The sequence below is a fragment of the Methylobacterium sp. Leaf469 genome, assembly GCF_001424745.1.
GTDB lineage: Bacteria > Pseudomonadota > Alphaproteobacteria > Rhizobiales > Beijerinckiaceae > Methylobacterium.
The window spans coordinates 1-18,861 of the sequence record NZ_LMRE01000021.1; the positions used below are offsets into that span (position 1 = coordinate 1).

At 65.0% G+C, this 18,861-nt stretch carries 10 protein-coding genes; 5 read left to right on the top strand and 5 right to left on the bottom strand.

Annotation, left to right across the window (positions count from 1 at the left end; translation table 11 throughout):
* Window positions 1–215: 215 nt before the first annotated feature.
* The 4 genes from ASG60_RS11030 to ASG60_RS22730 all read right to left on the bottom strand — a co-directional run bounded on the left by ASG60_RS11030 (window position 216) and on the right by ASG60_RS22730 (window position 9,130).
* Window positions 216–1,358, bottom strand: a complete 1,143-nt coding sequence (locus ASG60_RS11030; protein WP_056385605.1) for a GNAT family N-acetyltransferase — start codon at window positions 1,356–1,358, stop codon at window positions 216–218.
* 575 nt (window positions 1,359–1,933) lie between these two features.
* Window positions 1,934–5,890 carry a glycosyltransferase gene (locus tag ASG60_RS22030; protein WP_162244790.1) on the bottom strand — a complete coding sequence of 1,319 codons (3,957 nt, stop codon included), beginning with the start codon at window positions 5,888–5,890 and terminating at the stop codon, window positions 1,934–1,936.
* 2,182 nt (window positions 5,891–8,072) lie between these two features.
* A complete protein-coding gene (locus tag ASG60_RS11045; RefSeq protein ID WP_056385608.1) occupies window positions 8,073–8,363 on the bottom strand; it encodes a hypothetical protein in 291 nt (96 codons plus the stop codon).
* Window positions 8,364–8,608: 245 nt separating this feature from the next.
* Window positions 8,609–9,130, bottom strand: coding sequence for a hypothetical protein (locus tag ASG60_RS22730; RefSeq protein WP_210168492.1), 522 nt, complete (start codon window positions 9,128–9,130; stop codon window positions 8,609–8,611).
* 50 nt (window positions 9,131–9,180) lie between these two features.
* On the opposite strand from ASG60_RS22730, the gene ASG60_RS11050 reads away from it, so the two are divergent.
* The 4 genes from ASG60_RS11050 to ASG60_RS11065 all read left to right on the top strand — a co-directional run bounded on the left by ASG60_RS11050 (window position 9,181) and on the right by ASG60_RS11065 (window position 16,943).
* On the top strand, window positions 9,181–10,632 hold the full coding sequence (locus tag ASG60_RS11050) for a flagellar hook-basal body complex protein (RefSeq protein ID WP_056385610.1): 1,452 nt from the start codon (window positions 9,181–9,183) through the stop codon (window positions 10,630–10,632).
* 183 nt (window positions 10,633–10,815) lie between these two features.
* A complete protein-coding gene (gene flgK / locus ASG60_RS11055; protein WP_056385613.1) occupies window positions 10,816–12,672 on the top strand; it encodes a flagellar hook-associated protein FlgK in 1,857 nt (618 codons plus the stop codon).
* 50 nt (window positions 12,673–12,722) lie between these two features.
* Complete coding sequence (locus ASG60_RS11060) at window positions 12,723–14,753, top strand: hypothetical protein (RefSeq protein WP_056385615.1); 2,031 nt, start codon at window positions 12,723–12,725, stop codon at window positions 14,751–14,753.
* A 573-nt stretch (window positions 14,754–15,326) separates the two neighbouring features.
* Window positions 15,327–16,943, top strand: coding sequence for a cyclic nucleotide-binding domain-containing thioredoxin-disulfide reductase (locus ASG60_RS11065; RefSeq protein ID WP_056357959.1), 1,617 nt, complete (start codon window positions 15,327–15,329; stop codon window positions 16,941–16,943).
* A gap of 337 nt (window positions 16,944–17,280) precedes the next feature.
* On the opposite strand, the gene ASG60_RS11070 is transcribed toward ASG60_RS11065, so the two are convergent.
* Window positions 17,281–17,601, bottom strand: coding sequence for a multidrug efflux SMR transporter (locus ASG60_RS11070; protein WP_056174667.1), 321 nt, complete (start codon window positions 17,599–17,601; stop codon window positions 17,281–17,283).
* 643 nt (window positions 17,602–18,244) lie between these two features.
* On the opposite strand from ASG60_RS11070, the gene ASG60_RS11075 reads away from it, so the two are divergent.
* A partial coding sequence (locus tag ASG60_RS11075; RefSeq protein ID WP_244476642.1) for a Crp/Fnr family transcriptional regulator occupies window positions 18,245–18,861 on the top strand: 617 nt, incomplete at its 3' end.

Here is an 18,861-nt window from a genome sequence, read left to right on the forward strand (position 1 = left end):
ACACAACCAAAGGTCCAGACCCTTCGTCTGGACCAAACCCGCCGCTGCCATCTTCGACGCTCTCAACCGAACCCCTGAACCATCCGTCTGAGTCAGTGCACTAGGAAGGGTCGTCGCCCGCCGGGTGTCGGGCCAGATCAGCCTCCGGCCCAGGGCGCCACCTCGGGCCAATCACAGGGGTCTACCCTCCGCATCCCGGATCGTCTCGAAGCCGGTCATGCGAGCGGCCGACCCGCCAACCGGCGCACGATCCTGCGGAGCCACGCGACTTGCGTGGCGCGGGCTCGCAATCTGTCGCGCGCCGTCATCAGGACCGTTGCGAAGCGACCACGGGCGGTAATGGCCTCGTCGTAGCGGACCAGCGGCATCAGGGCGTTGGCCCAATCGTCCTTGTAGGCCTCTTCGCCGACGGTAAAGTCGAAAACCCGCAGGCCTTCGTCGAAGGCCTGGCGCAGCAGAGTCTCGGTCATGAGGCGTCCGGTACTGAAACGGCGCCAGCCGTCCGCCTCCCATCCGATCAGGAGGAGGTAGAAGCGGCTGCGATAGACGAGGCCGAGATGCGCTGCCACGGCCGTGCCCGAGACGTTGAGCGAACTCCCGTGGATTCGCCCCTCCGGAAGGTCGATCCGGGCCATGGCGTCGTAGAAATCGGAGAAGGCCGGGACGGCGAACCAATCCTTGGAGTGGGTCTCACGCCATCGCCGCGACTTCATCCGCTTCAGCGAGACGATAAGCGCCCGCATGCCGGCGTCATCGTCGGCGACGACGAAGGCAATGGGCCCCACTTCGGCGAGTCGGCGGCGACAGCGCTGCGTGTCGGCCCAGAATCTCGGGCGCAGGGTCCCTGTCAGCGCTTCGTATCTGTCCGGGAACGTCACGCTTCGCGCTTGCCCGGCAGCGTTGACGCCCGGCAAAAGGGCGAGGGGATTGGGCACCCGCTCCCCGACCGCTCCCTCGGGCGGGTCCAGGGTCACGGGCATCCGTGTCAGGCAAACGACGTCGTGGGACGGCAGGGCGGCAGTGATCCGGCGCCACAGAGCTTGCACGGCCGTGGCGTCGAGGCTGCGGGCGAAGTCGGGATCAATAGCGGGCGCGTTGTAGTCGGTGACGATCCCACCGAGAAATTCCAACGTGCGCAGGCCGTTCCGCCGAGTGATGCCGAGGGGCAGGACCATTTGGATGCGCGCATCCGCCATCACGACGATGGCGGGTTCTATGTGAGCCTGCGCGCCGAAGGTATCGGCCCAGGCCTGGAGCCAAGCGTGACGCGCGAAGGCGTAGCCCGCCAGGCCAGGCGTCTCGAGATCCGTGGCAGCGGCGCGCACCGACGGATAGATGCGGAGGGTCAACTCGTCCATCAGCGATGCCCCTTCGGCATTGTCCATCAAAGCAGCTTGCCGGCGACCTGCGCGACCTTGAGCCGGCGCGCGCCCGTATCGGGAGCGTTGCGCAGGCGCGCGACCGCCCAGAGGGCGCCGACCAGCCCGAGTTGCACCAGACCATGCGGCGACCGGGGCGGTCGCGGCGCACGTACAGGTCGTAATCCTCGCCCCCCGAGCGACTGAGGCGCGGATCGAACGGGTCGGCCTTGGGAAGACAGGTATTGCGCCGCAGAAGCGAGTTGCCGGTGCCGATCCAGCGGTCGCTCGCCTGCGCGTCGTAGCCGATACCGAAGGCGGTGCCGCTGGGCTGAGGGGGCCGGCGTTCGTAGGGGCGGCCGCCAGCCGTCAGGCGGCGGACTTTTGCTCCCCCCAATGCCGATATCCATCGACGATCACTGATGCTCCGCCTCGCGAAAAGGCATCCTGCTAATCGACGGTTTTGCCGTAACAGCAGGAACGCTGGCGGCGATGGATTCATCGGATGGGCCTGACCGACAGACGCCCGACCGCAGACTGATCGCAACGCCGCACGCGATCGTGGGCCCGCATGTTCAGCACCTCCAACGTTCGGGCTCGATCCCATAGCAGCGCTCGGGACTGAGCCGTGAATCGTACCAACGGCTAGCAAGCAGTCGCTCCTCGAGCCCAGCCAACAGGCCTGTCCGGTCGACTGGAAGAATGAGGCCGGGTGCCGGTTTCCACACCGTTCGTAGGTAAGGCGTGACCGCAACGAGCCGGGCGTTGTGGACCGCGTCGAGTCCGAGACGAATCATGAGCTCGTCGGAGGTCAGGGCGTCGCCGCTCGTGCGGAGGACCCGTTGCAGGGCCGAGATCCGGATGACGACGTTGGTCGGTGCGGCAACGTCGACACAGCGCTGGGTATGGATCTGCCCGTGATAGGAGCCGTCGAACGTCCGGCCGAGATTTGGGTCGAGCACCGTCCCGTCCGGGCAAAAGAACGCCCCGGACCACGTGATGAGGGTTCCCGTGGCATCGGTGAGCAGACCCGAGGCGACGTCGAGGCGCTCGTCCCACAGGGCGAGGGCCGAGAGCTCCAGCAGATCGGCCTCAACGGGCGACGCCCCGGTATGCAGGTACAGCCATTCGGCGTCCGTGCTCGCAGCGGCCCGCAAGACAGCCCCGCCGTCTCGCCAAGCCTCCTCGACACAGAGATTCATGACGCTGTCGAGGGTGCGCCGTGGTCTCAGCGACCACATGCCGGTGTGCTGGCCGCTCTCGTTCGAACGCACGGCGACATCGCCCGACCGCCCGCGTGCCTCGACCAACCGATCGAGGACGAACTTCTGTGAGGCCACCGCTGCAGGCTTGTCCCCGGTCTCCGCCGAGGCCGTCGACCCGGGATTGATCCGCCAGGCGTAGAGCAGTTCCGGCACATGCACGGGCTCATGCCCGACGGCCCAGGCCCGGCCGATGGCATCCCAATCGTGGCACCAGGTCGCGCGATCATCACTGTACGCGTCGATCTCGACGAGGAAGTCGCGCCGCCAAGCCATGAGATGGGTCTGATAGCAGCAGTTCGCAGACAGAAATGGATCGAAGGCGGGTTTGAAGAACGGGCTCGCCTTGGCGGAGGCGGGATTGGACTTGAACTCGTCCGAGTAGAACACCCGTGCCTCGGGGAAGCGCGCGATCCAGTGCGCCATCACCTGGAGCGCGTCGATGGTGAGGTAGTCGTCGGCGTCGAGGGGTACGAGGATCTCGCCCTCGGCCGCGGCGAGCCAGGTCCGGTTGGCGCCGGCGATGCCGGCGTTCGCCTCGTGCCGGATCACCCGGGCATGGCCCGCGGCCTCGACCTTGGCGAGCCAAATCAAGGTATCCTGCCGGGTCGATCCGTCGTCGACGATGACGATCTCGCGGTTGGTGTAGGTCTGCAATAGGCAGGATTGCAGCATTTCCTCCAAGAAGGCGGCCGGCTGGTCGTAGACTGGCACGCAGAGCGTGAACCGGATCGCGCCGGAGGTTGGGTAATGTCGGATGCGCCAGGCGATATGGCGATCAAGCCAATTCTCGAACGCGGCCGGGTCCGTCTCGACGGGGGCCCGCTCGGGCCGAAGCAGCACACGGTAGGTCGGATCGCGCTGGTCGAAGCCTGGGTTGAAGTACGGGTCGCGCAAGCCCGGCCAGCGGGCGTAGAGCGCTTCCTTTTCGCAGCGATAGGTGCCGGTCTTCGAGGCACTCTCGTAATGATAGACCCGTACGCCTGGATCGACGACGCAGGTGCGGCCGGATTCGCGCAGGCGCAAGCAGAAATCGACGTCGTTGTAATTGAGCGGGAAGCGCTCGTCGAAGCCGCCGAGCGCCTGATAATCGGCGCGGCGCACGATGGCCATGGCCCCGGTGACGCCGAACACCTCGCGCCGACATTGCAGGAGATTGCCCGTGGCGCCGGCATGGCTCGGGGCGACGAACAGCCCCGCGTGTGAGGGCCCCTGTTCGAGGAGGATCACCCCGTTGTGCTGAACGGTGCCGTTCTCGAACAGGCAAAGGGGGCCGATCATGCCGACGTCCGGATGCGCGAGCAGGAAGGCGACGAGTTCCTCGCCGCCGCGCGCCGTCATGGCCTCGACGTCGTCGTTCAGCAGGCAAACGAATTCACCCTCGGCGGCTGCGACGCCGATGTTGAGTTTCCGCGCGATGTTGAGGGAGCGGTCCTCGTAGTGCACCAGGCGAATACCCGGCGTCTCGGCGAGTTGCGCGTTCTGCTCATCGGAAAGATCGCCGTTGTGGACGATCACGTATTCCCGGTTCGGATAGAACTCCGTGTTCTCGAAGCTCCGGACGCAGTTCAGGATCAGATTGATGCGCCGGTCCCGCACCATCCGGGACCCCGCCCCCGTGGGAATCACGTAGGACAGAAGTGGTGCCGCGGCCGGCAGGGTGTAGTGCGTGCGCCAGAATCCATCTCCGAAGCCGGGCGAGACGGACGCCTCCGGATCGCGCTGCCGGGCGAATTCGAGGAGCGACGCCTCCTGGCGCCCGACGCTGTAGGATTTCGTCGTCATCGACGTCGCCGTCGAGGTCGGCGACGCGCGCCAGACGTAGCCGATCACCGGCACGTGGATCGCCTTCTCGACATGGCGGGAAGCGCGCAGGACGAAGTCGTAATCCTGAGTGCCGTCGAAGTCCGGCCGGAACGCGCCCACGGTCGCGAGAAAGTCCCGGCGGTAGACGGAAAGGTGAGAGAGATACATGGTGTTCTCAAGAAGAACCGGCGACCAGCCGGGCTTCAGAACCACGTCGTAGAGTTCGCCCGTGTCCGAGATCTTGCACTCGTCGGTGTAGACGAGGTCCGCATCGGGCTCGGCCTCGATCGCCTTCCAGATCGCCTCGAACACGGTACGCGGCAGCAGGTCGTCGTGGTCGACGAGCGCGACGTGCGTCCCGTCGGCCTCGGCGATGGCGCGATTCGTGCCGCCGGCAATGCCGAGGTTGCGCTCGGCGAACACCACGGTGACGCGGGGATCCGCGGCCGCGATCCGGCGCAGGGTTCGCAGCGTATCGGGCCGCTCGGATCCGTTGTCGACGATGATCCAGCGCCAGCCGACGTAGCTCTGATTCAGCAGGGTCTGAAAGAGTTCCTGGAGATAGGAAGGCTCGGTGTTGAAGGCCGGCGTCACCACGCTGGGGCGAAAGGCCGAGTCCGACAGGCCGGCGGTGGCCTCTGAACGGGTGGGCTCGCACAGGTCGCGCAGACTGAGTTGCTGACCGATCCCGCGGGGGTTCAGGGGCGCCTCACGTCCCTCAAGGGTTCCTGTCCGCAACCAATGCACGAGGGGGTTGATCGCGCTGGCGCGGACATCGGGGTAGCGCTCCAGGTAGGTTTGGCCGTGGAAGAACAGCGACGGCTCGCGCTCCTGAAGGTGCCCGCTCGTGAGGTAATGGGCGATGGGATCCATGCCGTCGGCGGCGACATCGGGATAGGTGCGCAGATAATAGCCGACATCGAACAGGCCGCTTCGGGCGACGAGTTCATAATCGGAGGCGATACCAGCACCGGGCGGTAGGGCGCCGCGCAATGGTGGCCGCCGCCCCTCGACGAGGCCAACGCGTACCCAATGCACCAGGGGTGCGGTATCCACAGCATCGGGATAACGGGCGTGGTAGCCACGTCCATCGAAGAATTCCGACGGCTCGCGTCCCTCACGAAAACCCGAAGTGACGTAATGTGCCACCGGATCGAACCCAGCCGCGGCGACGTCAGGATTTTCGCGTAAGTAGTAGGACCGGTCGAACAATCCGCTGCGCACTGCAACGTCATAGTCCGAGCCGATCCCGGCTCCGACGTCGGTCAGGGCGCGGATCGGTGCTTCGCGACCTTCACCCAGCCCGATACGCAACCAGTGAATCAAGGGCGCGATATCGGCGAGGCCTACGTCAGGGTAGCGCGCGCGGTAACCACGTCCGTCGAAGTACCCCGATGGCTCGCGATTCTCGCGAAAGCCCGAAGTTAGGTAATGTGCGACGGGATCGAGGCCAGCCTCGGCCACATCTCGATTCTCCCGCAAGTAGTACGCTCGATCGAACAAACCGCTTTGGATCGCGATGTAGTAATCGGAGCCGCCTTCCGGCTCGGCTATCCCGCTGTGGAATGGAGCATCGCGACCTTCGGCCAAACCGATGCGCAACCAATGAATCAGGGGCGCAGTGTCTGCGAGCCCAACGTCGGGGTAGCGGGCGCTGTAACCACACCCGTCGAAAAACCCAGACGGCTCTCGGTTCTCTCGAAAACCGGAAGCGAGGTAGTGAACCACCGGATCGAGACCGGCTTCGGCAACATCCTTGTTCTGCGAAAGATAGTATGCACGATCGAACAGCCCACTTCCGTTTGCCAGGGCATAATCGGAGTCGTGACCTGGGCTCGGTAGGACGTGGATCGGTGGATGACGCCCCTCCGTACGACCGATACGAAGCCAATGGACGAGCGGGGCCATGGCTCCCGCCGCCACATCGGGGTAGCGTGCACTATAGCCACGTCCGTCGAAGAACGCGGACGGCTCACGATTCTCGCGATAACCTCCCGTCAGGTAGTGCGCCACCGGATCCAAACCGGCCTCGGCAACGTCGGCGTTCTGCGTGAGATAGTGTGCCTCATCGAACCAGCCGCTGCGGGCCACAAGATCATAATCGGACCCAGGACCGTGCTGTCCTGACGGGCCAACGGCTACGGGTGCGGAACGGCCTTCGTCGTGACCAACTCGCAACCAATGCACCAGTGGATTCACGCCGGCCGCTGCGATCTCGGGATGCCGGGCGAGATACGCGGCGCCGTCGAAGAATGCCGAGGGCTGAAGCCCATCCGCATGGTCGCTACGCAGGTAGTGAGCGACGGGATCCAACCCGGCTGCGGCCACTTCCGGATAGGTTCTTAAGTAGAACGCGGCATCGAACAGGCCGCTACGGGCGACAAGATCGTAATCGGTCCCGGGACTGACGCCCTCGCTACTTCGGATCGGTGCAAAACGGCCTTCGTGAAGTCCAACGCGCATCCAATGGACGAGCGGGGCGAGATTGCTTGAGCGGACGTCAGGATAACGTTCAGCGTAGGTCTGGCCGTCAAAAAATTCAGACGGCTCCCGTCCTTCAGAGAAGCCGTTAGTGATGTAATGGAGGATCGGATCCATGCCGCTGTCCGCGACATCGGGATTCGCCCTCCGATAGTAGCCGACGTCGAACATCCCGCTTTGGGCAACGAGCGCGTAATCGGTACCCGGCCGCGCAAGGGTCGGAGCGGTGCGGACGGGCGCTACGCGTCCCTCGGCGCTACCGAGGCGCAACCAATGGACCAGAGGATTGATGCGCGCGTCGCGAACGTCTCCGTTCTCGGTGCGATAGCGGGTTCCATCGAAGAATGCCGATGGTTCGCGTCCGTCCAGATATCCGAATTGGAGATAATGGACGATGGGATCTTCCCCGGAGGCAGCAACGTCCGGATTGGCCGCGAGATAGTAGCCAATATCGAAAAGACCGCTGCGGGCGACCAAGGCGTAATCCGACCGGACTTCACCAGAGATCGGCGACCGACCCATGCGTACGGGGGCCGGCCTCCCTTCAGCTGCACCCGAGCGCAACCAATGGACGAGAGGGTTGATACCCTCGCTCTTGATCGCGGGGTCCGCCTCCCGGTAACCCGTACCATCGAAGAACGCTGAGGGTTCACGCCCCTCGACGAAGCCGATGGTGAGATAATGATGGATCGGATCCGCCCCATTCTCGGCGACATCCGGGTTCTCACGGAGATAGTAGCCCCGATCAAATAACCCGCTGCGTGCAAGCAGATCGTAGTCGGATTGAATCGAAAGGTTGCTGTCGTGCCGCGTGCGGGTGCCGAACAAGGCTTTGATTGATTTCATTACGTCAGAATGTCCAGCAGTCGCACGGTTGAACTTCCAGCCGCCGGGACCCGCCTGCCCCCGAACAACCAGCAATGACGATACCCCTACGGCATCGTTACGATTCCGCGGGATGGGATGGCACCCCCGCGCGGATCAATCCCACATCCTTCCCCAAGCAGGCGTGGCCGCAGCCTAATGCATAGGCATTTTTCATCGTCCGTTGGTTGTCAAGCAAAACGCGGCGCTCACTTCTCTGGGGGTACAGGGTGGGTCACGCCAGAATCAATGGCCTTATGACCATACAGTCACGTCGCCGACCTTGCATCCGTCACCTCGGTCACCGATTTTCGCCATCGCGCCTATCGAGGATACGCGTGCGGCCGTCATCCACAGACGCATCGTGCGATCGCCTGTCCGCGACGGAGACCGTGTCGGCTTTGGGCAGAACGGGCGCAGAAGGTGGTGCGAGATCCAGCCCGAGGAAGTAGCGGGCGAAACCGATCCGAGCGGCTTCCGCGTCGGGAAACGGGCCGAGCGCACCGAGCCCACCAATCTCTTCGATGATCACATAGAGCCCATCGGCACGCTGTTCGTGACGCCAGTTCTCGTGAAACAGATCACCTGCCATTGCCCCAACCCTTTCGGCCCTCACGCGGCGCAGCCTCCCTGCAGGTTCGAAGCTCCCTGCTCCTCACCTCAGAAGGCAGAGAAAAGGACCGAGGCGGCTGCGCTTCCGCCCCTGCATACAGGGTGGTCATATCGGTATCCGTTCGCTCGGCACGGCGCCGGGCAACACCATTCGTCCTGAGGCCCATGCCGGTCCACCGAGATCGAGGTGGGCAGCGATGACGCCCCACAGCGTCAACGGTAAACTCAGTCCGGCATCGGCGGCGCTTCCGCGGGGTCGAACATCGGATCGCGCGGTTCCGGCGCTGCCTGCTCGCGGACACGACGACGCGGAGTCGGACCCGTCGTACAATTGCTGCAGATGGACGAGGTCGCGCGACGAACGCGATCGTCGAAGGCCTTCTCGCGGACCTTGCGCTCGGCCTCGGCGCGATCACGCCGCGCCTGCGCTTCCTCCGATGACGTGGACGGCGCGTCCGGCGTGGCGGTTTCGAGCCGAGGCGCGGACGGCCTCGGCTTATGAGGACTCGGATCGGGTTGCGCCGAAGCACCCAAGGGTAAGCCTGTCAGCAGGCCCGCGACCAGAAGGACAGCACGCATTTCCGTAAACCTCACGCTGCCGGGACCCGTAGCATATCGGACATTCGACGTCGCCGAGGGGCCGGCATAAACCGCCGCCGCATCGGCAAGACTTGCCGGGGCGCAGCGCCGCCCGGGACGAACGATACGACCTAAGCCCTTGATTTTCCGAGACAACACCGACGGCATACGGATTGCTGACTCAGGTATGACCGATCTCGCGGACCCCAAGGCCGACCATGGACATTTTCAGTGCGCTACAAACCGCGGTGTCGGGCCTCCAGGCCCAGTCGTATTCGCTGAACAACATCTCGGGCAACATCGCCAACTCGCAGACAACCGGGTTCAAGCGGGTCGATACGAACTTCGTCGACATGATCGCCGAGCAGCCGCTGAACAAGCAGGTCTCCGGCTCCGTCGGCGCCTTCTCACGGCTGACCAACACCATTCAGGGCGGCTTGGTTTCCACCGGGATCGACACCAACATGGCCCTGAGCGGGCAGGGGTTCTTCACGGTTCAGACGAAGACCGGCGACGCGGCGGGTCAGGCCAGTTTTTCCGCAGCCCAGTACTTCACCCGCCGGGGCGATTTCAAATCCGACAACCAGGGTTATCTCGTCAACGGGGCCGGCGGTTACCTGACCGGCCAGAGTCTCGACCCCCGAACCGGACAGACCACCGGGACCGGCCCCATCAAGATCTCGACGGCATCGCTTGCCGCCAAACCGACGACGAGCATTGCCTACGGCGCCAATCTGCCGATGACGCCGTCGACCAAGAATGCCGTCGCGGGCAATGCCGACTCGGCACTGCTCAAGACCCTGACATCCGGGGCCTACACCCCCGTTCTCACCGATCCGGCGGCCCCCGCCCTGGGAACGCCGATCAAGGGAAGCGATGCCACGAAATTCCTCAACGACACCCTCTCCGGGGGTTCGCTCACCGCCTATACCGATTCCGGCGCTCCGATGACCGTTCAGATGCGTTGGGCCAAGGTCCAGAACGGAGGCGCGGCCACCGCCGCCGTGACGGCCGATCCGACGGCGACGCCACCCATCGCCGCTGCGCCGGCCAAGCCCGCAACCGATGACGTGTGGAACCTGTTCTACCTCGGCAACTCGAATGCCGGCGCCGCGGACGACGCCTGGCAGAACGTCGGCCAAGCGTTCACCTTCAAGAGCGGCCAGCTCACGTCGCCGACCGCCCCGATCATCCCCGACCTTACCGTCGACGGGGTCAAACTCAGCAATGTCGGCCTCAACATCGCCGCAGGCGCCCTGACCCAGTACGCCACCAGCGAAGGAAGCGTCCGCACCGACACGGTGCAGCAGGACGGCTACGCGTCGGGTACCCTGACCTCGCTCTCGATCACCAGCGACGGCAAGATCACCGGCACCTATTCCAACGGCAACTCGGCGGCCCTCGCCCAGGTCGGGATCGTGCAGTTTAAGAACGCCGACGCCCTCAAGGGCGACACCAACGGGACCTACACCCAGACCCTCGATTCCGGCGCGCCGATCTCCGGCCTCAACGGATCGTCCGTCGTGGGTGGCGAGATCGAACAGTCGAACACCGACATCGCGGCCGAATTCTCGAAAATGATCGTCACGCAGCAGGCCTACTCAGCCAACACCCGCGTGATGTCGACGGCGCAGACCATGATGAGCGACCTGATCAATATCATTCGCTAACATCGATATTAAGATGAAAACGAAACATCAACCATCCAAGTCATCTTTCTAGGAACGCCGCCCCTGCGAACGTTTTCTGCCTCACTTTCCAGAGCAGATTAGGGACGCAAGGGGCACCCGGCCGCAGGACGAACACTCTGCACGCCCGCTTCAGGACCTCGCGCGAGGGGAAGGCCCGAATCGATGTCGCTGAACGCGATCAACACCGCAACAGCCGGCCTGCAGGCGATGCAGGCCCAGATCGGCGTCGTTTCGCAGAACATCGCCAACGTCAACACGGTCGGCTACGTCAAGCGTGTCCAGTCCTCCGTTGCCCAGAACGACGGAACGGGCATCAACAGCGGCGATGTCTCGCGAATTCTCAACGCCACGTCGCAGAAACAACTGCGGTTGGAGAGCTCCGGCGCGGCCTATACGAGCATTGCCGCCAACGTGGGGACGCAGCTCGATGCGCTCTATGGCGTTCCCGGTTCGAGCACATCCCTCGACGGCGTCCTCAACGGATACACGCAGTCCCTCCAGGCACTCGCCAACGATCCCACGGTGAGCTCCGTACGCGCCACCGTAGCCAGCAACGCTGCGACCCTCGCGAGCCGGATCGGCACCATCGCCAACGGCATCCAGACCCTGCGCACGGGGATGGAATCGCAGATCGCCAGCGACGTGAAGAGTGCCGGTTCCCTGCTCAGGTCCATTGCACAGCTCAACGTGAAGATCGTCGCCGCCAACGGCATCGGTGCCAGTCCCGATCTCCTCGATCAACGCGACCAGGCCATCAACCAGCTCGCCCAGTACATGGACGTTCAGGCGACCCAGGTGGGCGATGGCTCGATCACGGTGATGACCCAGTCGGGCGTCACCCTGGTCGATCACGGCGTTTCCGCATCGCTCGGCTTCGACAGCCGCGCGGTGTTGAGCCCCGAGGCCCTCTATTCCACGGAGGCGGGCAAGAGCGGCGTCGGCACGATCACCGCAACGACACCCGGTGGCGCTCGGATCGATCTCATCGCCACGGGCGCCCTGCGCTCGGGCTCCCTCGCGGCCGCCGTGACCGCCCGCGACGACACCCTGGTCCAGGCACAGCGCCAGATCGACGAATTGGCGGCCGGGCTGGCGCAATCGACCACGGACAGGACCGTTAGCGCCGCTGCGAGCACAGGCATCGACCTAAACGGGTTGAAGGCAGGCAATCGGATCACACTGGGTCTCGCGAACGGTTCTCAGATCGTTCTCGTCGCCTCGGACACCGGGACTGCTACCTTCCGAACTGGCGATATCGATGGTTCCGCGCCTATCGCCTTCCGAATGCCCGGTGCCCAACCCATTGGGACGATCAACGGCGATGCGACACTGGCAGCGAATATCACAGCCGCCCTGCAACCGAATTATGTCGCGTCCGTCACGGCGGGCAAACTCACGATTGCGCTTGGCACAACGCCGGTGGCAGGCACGGCATCCGTGACCACACTTGGCGCGACCCTCACCATCCCGTCCGCCGCGAGCGAAACGAAAGCTCCCAGCAACAATCCCGAGATCGCTCTGTTCGTCGATTCCGGCCGGGCCAACGGCCTCTACACAGGCAACTTCGATGGCGGCTCCCAGCTGACGGGCTTTGCCCAGCGCATCGCCCTCAACCCGGCGATCAAGGGCGATACCAGCGCCCTGGTGCTGTCCTCGGCGACGACCCAGTCCGGCGACGCAACGCGTCCGCAACGGATTTTGGACGGGCTGATCACCCGCCCCTACACCTTCTCGGCCGCTTCCGGCATCGGCGGCGTGCGGGCGCCCTTCACCACCAACGTGGCCGACTTCACCTTGCGCATCATCGACGCGCAGGGAGCGAACGCGGCGTCGAGCCAGAGCCTGGACGAAGGGCAGCAGATCGCCCTCGCGACGGCACAGAGTCGGTTCTCCAGCGAATCCGGGGTCAAGATCGACGAGGAGATGGCCAACTTGATCCAGCTCCAGACCGCCTACGGTGCCAACGCGCGGGTGCTCACGGCCGCCCGCGACATGCTCGACACGCTCCTGCGGATCTGAGCCGTGGTCCCGCCCAACGTCGTCCGTCCTCCGTTCCCGGGATCGCGCCCATGACCATCACGCCCTTCGCGGCCGGCAGCTACACCACCACCTTGAACACGCAGCGCCTGCTCGCGACCAAGGACAAGCTCGACACGCTCACCACCCAGCTGACCACGGGCCGGGTGGCGGAGACCTATGGCGGCTTGGGTGCCTCCCGTACCACGAGCTTGAGCGCACACGCCCAGGTCGCGCGCCTCGATGGTTACGCCGCCAGCATCACCGGCGCCCTCAACCGCATCACGCTCGGTTCGGCCAGCCTGCAGAATCTGTCCAAGGTCACGTCGACAACGGTGAGCGGCATCGCCGAGGGATTGACCAACACGAGTTCGTCCTCGGCCCGCGACACCACCCGCCAGACGGCTGTGGCCAACCTCGACCTCTTCGTCGATACCCTGAACCAGAACTACGCCGGAACCTTCCTGTTCGGAGGGCGCGCCACAGATACGCCACCCGTCATCTCAGCCCACGAGATCCTCAACGGCGACGGCACCAAGGCCGGCCTCAACGCCATGATCGCCGAGCGCAAGGCCGCCGACGGGATCACCGGGACGGGAAACCTCAGCATTCCGGCCACCGGGACGGCGGCGGTCACGGTCTCCGAGGGAGCGAGCGCGATCGGACGCGCGAATTTCGGCTTCACCCTGCTGGGCATCGACAGCTCCAATAAGGCCGCGTTCAGCGAAAATCTCGACGCGGCCAGTGCGCCGAGGGTGGCTCTCGGTTTCGGCACGCAGCCGACGGACGGCGATGTCGTGCGGCTCAGCGTCAACCAGCCCGATGGCAGTCAAGCCTTCGTCGATTACACGGCGCGGACAGGCCCCGCCCTCGGAGCCAACGAATTCCTGATCGGCACCGATAGCGGCGCCAAGCTGAAGTTGGCACTCGGGCAGAGCCAGATGGCGGCTCCCGCAAGTCTCGCCGCGCAACCCGTCGACGGCGCGTCGGTCCCGGTGACCATCGTGCAGCCCGATGGTACTCGAACCGTCGCAATCTACACGGCACGCACGGTCGCAACGGGCGCGGCCAACGAGTTCGTGATCGGGCCGGACACGGCCGGAAGCTTCGCCAGCCTGACGATGGCCGTCGGGGAAAGGGGGATCGCCGCCGCCCAGAGCAAATCTCCCCCGGGCGTGACCCTGGCCCTCTCGGGCGGTACCCCTGCCAGCGCCTCCCTGACGGTCAGCGCCGTCACGCCGCCCAAGGACGGCGACACCATCACGCTGACCCTCGGCCTGCGCGACGGCACCCCGACGACGATCACGCTGACGGCCAGAACCGTCGCGGACAGCAAGGATCCTTCGGTTTTCGCCATCGGCGCCAGCCCGGAGGCGACGGCCCTGAACATCCAGAAGGCGCTTTCCGACACGGTGAAGACGAGCGCCGGCACGACGCTCGCGGCCTCGTCCACCGTCCTGGCCTCCAAGGACTTCTTCGCGGGCTCGAAGTCGGACGCGTTCGCCCCACGCCGGGTCGACACCACCACCGGCGGCTTCTCCACCAATCCAGCCGGCAAGACGGTCATCTGGTACACGGGCGACGAGAGCCTCGCCGATCCACGTGGCACGGCAACCGTCCAGGTCAGCAGCGGCCAATCCATCGGCATCGGCGCGCAGGCCAACGAGGCCGGCATCCGCAACGCGCTGGCGGGCATCGCCGCCCTGGCGAGCGAGAGCTTCGCCAGCACCAAGGAACCGAACGACACGACCCTTTCAGCCGCGGACCGGACCTTGGCGTTGAGCGAACGGAGCCGTTACACCGCCCTGACCGACCGTGTCCGCACCGTTCTCACATCCAAACAGGACGATCAGGGCATCGCCCAGATCGCCACCGAACTCAGCCTCGCCGCGGCCCAGATCACCAACGCCAAGGCACAGAACGGCGCCACCAAGGCGCAACTGCAGAACACCCTCGCGGGCACGGATTCGATCTCCACCGAAGAAGTCGCATCCAAACTTTTGGCCATGCAGAACCAGTTGCAGGCGAGCTATCAGGTGACCTCGATGCTCTCGAAACTGACGCTGGTGAACTACCTGTCGTGAGCGACTGGGTCGGGCCGGCCTTTCTGGCAGGCTTGGTTCGCTTCGGCATTCACGGCTCGGGTCGCAGGACTCGCCCCGTCCATCGGGCCCTTGCGGTATCGCGGGCCACCGGTCCGGTTCGCGCGATCCCGGCGTCGATCGTACTGGACCCGGACGGCGTTCACATCGGAGTTCGCAACAGGCCGCACCTTACCGGGGCTTCGGATCAAAGGGTGGAAACGGGCGCGGTCGCGCCGCGTATCGTCGTTGTGGCTGCGTCACTCGCCCCGACAAGACCGGTTTGCGAAAAGCGCGATCCTGCATCCATGCCTCCGGTCGGAAACACGACGCGGTCGTGACCCGTCGCACCCAACGCCGAAATGGGCGCGACGGGCATCCCTCCTGGATGGTCGCGGGGAGGTCGTGGACCGACTCGGACTGACGGAGGCTTTCCGGTCGACCGAACGACGCCTGCATCCGTATCGTCGGCGGCGCGGCGCAACATCGGACCTCCTGCAGGAGCCGTCCCTTGCCTGGTGGGCTCGAGTGATCGACTCTGCGCCGCACCTCGATGATGGGCAGGGAGAACGAGAGATGGAATCGATCGGACGGGACCTCGCCGAAATGCAGCGGGTTCCCCTCGCGGCATCGCATATCGCAGCCCTTCGGGCCGTTGGGGTGGAGCGGCATTACCCGGCCGGGAGGTTCCTGGCACGTGCTGGCGAACCCGCTGATCGATTCGTCTACGTCGAAACGGGCGAAGTCGAAGTGGTGAACCCATTCACGGACGAGCGCCATCTTCCGTCGACACTCGGGCCGACGCAGTTCATGGGCGAGATCGCGTTCCTGAATGGCGGCAACTGGTCGATGCCGATGCGGGCGGTGCGGGATACCAGCGTGATCGAGGTGCCGCGACTGGAGATGCTGCGGCTGATGTCCGAGATCCCCGAGATGTCGGACATCGTGATCACGGTGCTCGCCGCCCGCCGTCGGCGGCAACTCGACACGCGGGACGGCACCTTGGTCCTCCTCGGCGAGGACGACGACCGGGCGGTTCGGCGGATTGCAGAATTCATGAGCCGCAACCGCCTGCCCTACAGATCCTACGCGCTGGCAAGCCCGGAGGCCGATGCCGTGGCGCGAAGCTGTTCGATTGCCGTCGACAGGCCTGCCGTGATCTTCGGACGCGACATCGTCGTGACGGAGCCCACATCCGACAAGGTCGCGCATCTGCTGGGCCTCAACCACGACCTCGTCGACGACGAGGCTTTCGACGTGCTCATCGTCGGCGGTGGCCCCGCCGGCGTTGCGGCCGGCGTCTATGCGGGCGCCGAGGGGCTGCACAGCCTGGTGATCGAGGATGTCGCGATCGGCGGCCAAGCCGGGACATCGAGCCGCATCGAGAACTACATGGGATTTCCGACCGGGATCTCCGGCGCCGATCTGGTCTGGCGCGGCGAGGTCCAGGCGATGAAGTTCGGGACGCGGTTCGCCATGCCGCGCCGGGTCACCAGACTGGATCAGCTCGAAGACGGAGCGTTCTGCGCCACGTTCGAGAACGATCAACGGGTTCGCGGCCGTGCCGTGGTCGTTGCAACCGGTGTACAATATCGTCGCCTGCCGATCGATCGGCTCGAAGCGTTCGAGGGCGCCGGCGTCTACTACGCGGCAACGGAAATCGAAGCGCGTTACTGCCGGAATGCCGAGGTCATCATCATCGGCGGCGGCAATTCAGCCGGTCAAGCGGCGATGTTTCTCAGTCGGTCGGCCAAGCATGTTCGCCTCCTGGTGCGCGGACCGTCGCTCGCGGCCTCGATGTCGCACTACCTTTCGAGCCGTCTGGAAGCGGACCCGGCGATCACGATCGACTACGGCACCGAAATCAGCGCTCTCCATGGCGAGCACCGTCTCGAAGCGGTCACCACCCGCAGCGTTGTCGATGGAACTCTGCGGACGAGCCCGGTCTGCGCCGTCTTCGTGATGGTGGGGGCCGCACCCAACACCGGATGGCTCTCGGGCCTCATCGAACTGGATGGCCACGGCTTCGTGCTGACCGGAGACGCGATCGGGGCAGGATCACCTTACGCGACGTCACATCCCGGAATCTTCGCGGTGGGCGACGTCCGCGCAGGCTCGGTCAAGCGTGTGGCCTCGTCCGTGGGCGAAGGCTCGGTCGTGATCTCCAAGGTCTGGGAGTATGTCCGGCACTGACGGCGCAGAGCTTCTCAATGGGAATGAGACATCGACGGCTCAGCGACGCCCCGGAACGTGGCGCTGCGACGAACCCACCGGCCAGGACAGCTGGCTCGCCTATCCGCATTCGGTCGCGCGATGGGGTCTCGGGAGGTCGCATGCCTCAGCACGGGCCGATCGCATCGTTCGCTCGACCGGGTGCCTGGATGGAGGGACCGAGCACCGGCAGAGCGACCTCATTCCGAAGGCGCCCGATGTCGTTCACCCGCAAGCATTGTCGCCTGAGAAGCTGTCGTCTCCCGGTCCCGTGCTGGAAGGCTTCAAGCGAACCGCCATAGCCCCCGTGAGCGATCGACTACACTTGAGCGAAAAACTTCGTGCCGGCCACACCCGTGATGGTGAGGGCGATGAAGGCCATCTGGGTCGCATTCACTTTCTCGCCGAAGACCAGCGCGCCGAACACGACCACCCCGACGGCGCCGAGGCCGGTCCACACTGCATAGGCCGTCCCGGCCGGCAGACCACGCATGGCAAGAGCCAACAGGCCCATATTGACGAAACTCAGGACGATTGGGACCGACGAGGTCGCCCAATCTCCCCGCACAGCCGCCCATTTGAGGCTCAAGGCCCAAGCGATTTCCGTGGCCACCGCCACGCTCAGAATGACCCACGCCATGGGGTGACTCTCCGATGCGGGCTCGAAAGAAAACGCTGCAGCCGGAAACCCGGAAGAGGCCGAACAGCTCCGCCGAGCACCGGGGCCCGACCCATCGAAGGCGAGAGACTTAGTGCACCGCAACATTCCTGTCGATGCCGCAAATCGAGGCATCGCACCTCACCCCGTTGCCGCATGGTTGGGCAATCGAGCGTCTTCAAACGCTGCGTCGGTTGACCGCCCGAATGCCGAGCCGCGGTAGGACGCCGGATTAATCCATTCTGGTCTGAAGCCTCGTTGTGCCCCTGCGCCTTGCGAGAAACCTTCCATCGACGGCTGCAGGCGACCGATCGAGCGTCTCGCCACCCCGGGATCCCGTGCGACACATCATTCAGCGAAGCAACGAGAGTCATCGGACCCACGGCCCATGCCTCCCGTTCTATCGATCGCCCGACCACTACCGAGCGGCGAAAAGGTCGCGTAACGCATCGGGCGCGCGGGGGATTTCAAATTATCATATGATAATGCATCGGTATCACGCACATCTAGAAACGCTTCCAGCGTCGGCGGAGCAATAAGAGAGGCGGGTGGCTTGAGGAGCAGAGCGCTCGCGCCACAAGTGAAAGGCGAAGTTGCTATGCACCCGGTTTCCAACAACGCTCCCATGACCATGCTGCTGCGCAAGCTCGACAGCATCGCCACCCTCTCGGATGAGGAGCAGGAGACCCTCGAGCCCGGGCAGGATATCGTGCGGGAAGGCGACAAGCCCTCGCAATGCTGCCTGGTCCTCGAAGGCTGGCTGTGCCGCTACAAGATCCTCGGCGAGGGTCGCCGCCAGATCTTCTCGTTCCACATTCCCGGCGACACCCCCGATCTGCAGAGCCTCCACCTGCCGGTGATGGATCACAGCCTCGGCACCGTGACCGTGGCCACGGTCGCGTTCATCCCGCACGACAGCGTCCGTGACCTGACCCTGCGCTTCCCGCGCCTCGGGGCGGTGCTGTGGCGCGACACCCTGATCGACGCGGCGATCTTTCGGGAATGGATGACCGGCATGGGCCGCAAGTCGGCCTATGGCCGGATCGCCCACCTGTTCTGCGAGATGTACCTCAAGCTCGAAGCGGTGGGCCTCGCCGGCGATCACCGCTGCCCCCTGCCGATCACCCAGACCGAACTCGGCGATGCGCTCGGCCTCACCACCGTGCACGTGAACCGCACCCTGCAGGAGATGCGGGGCCAGGGGCTGATCACCCTGCGCAGCAGCACCCTGGTGGTCAACGC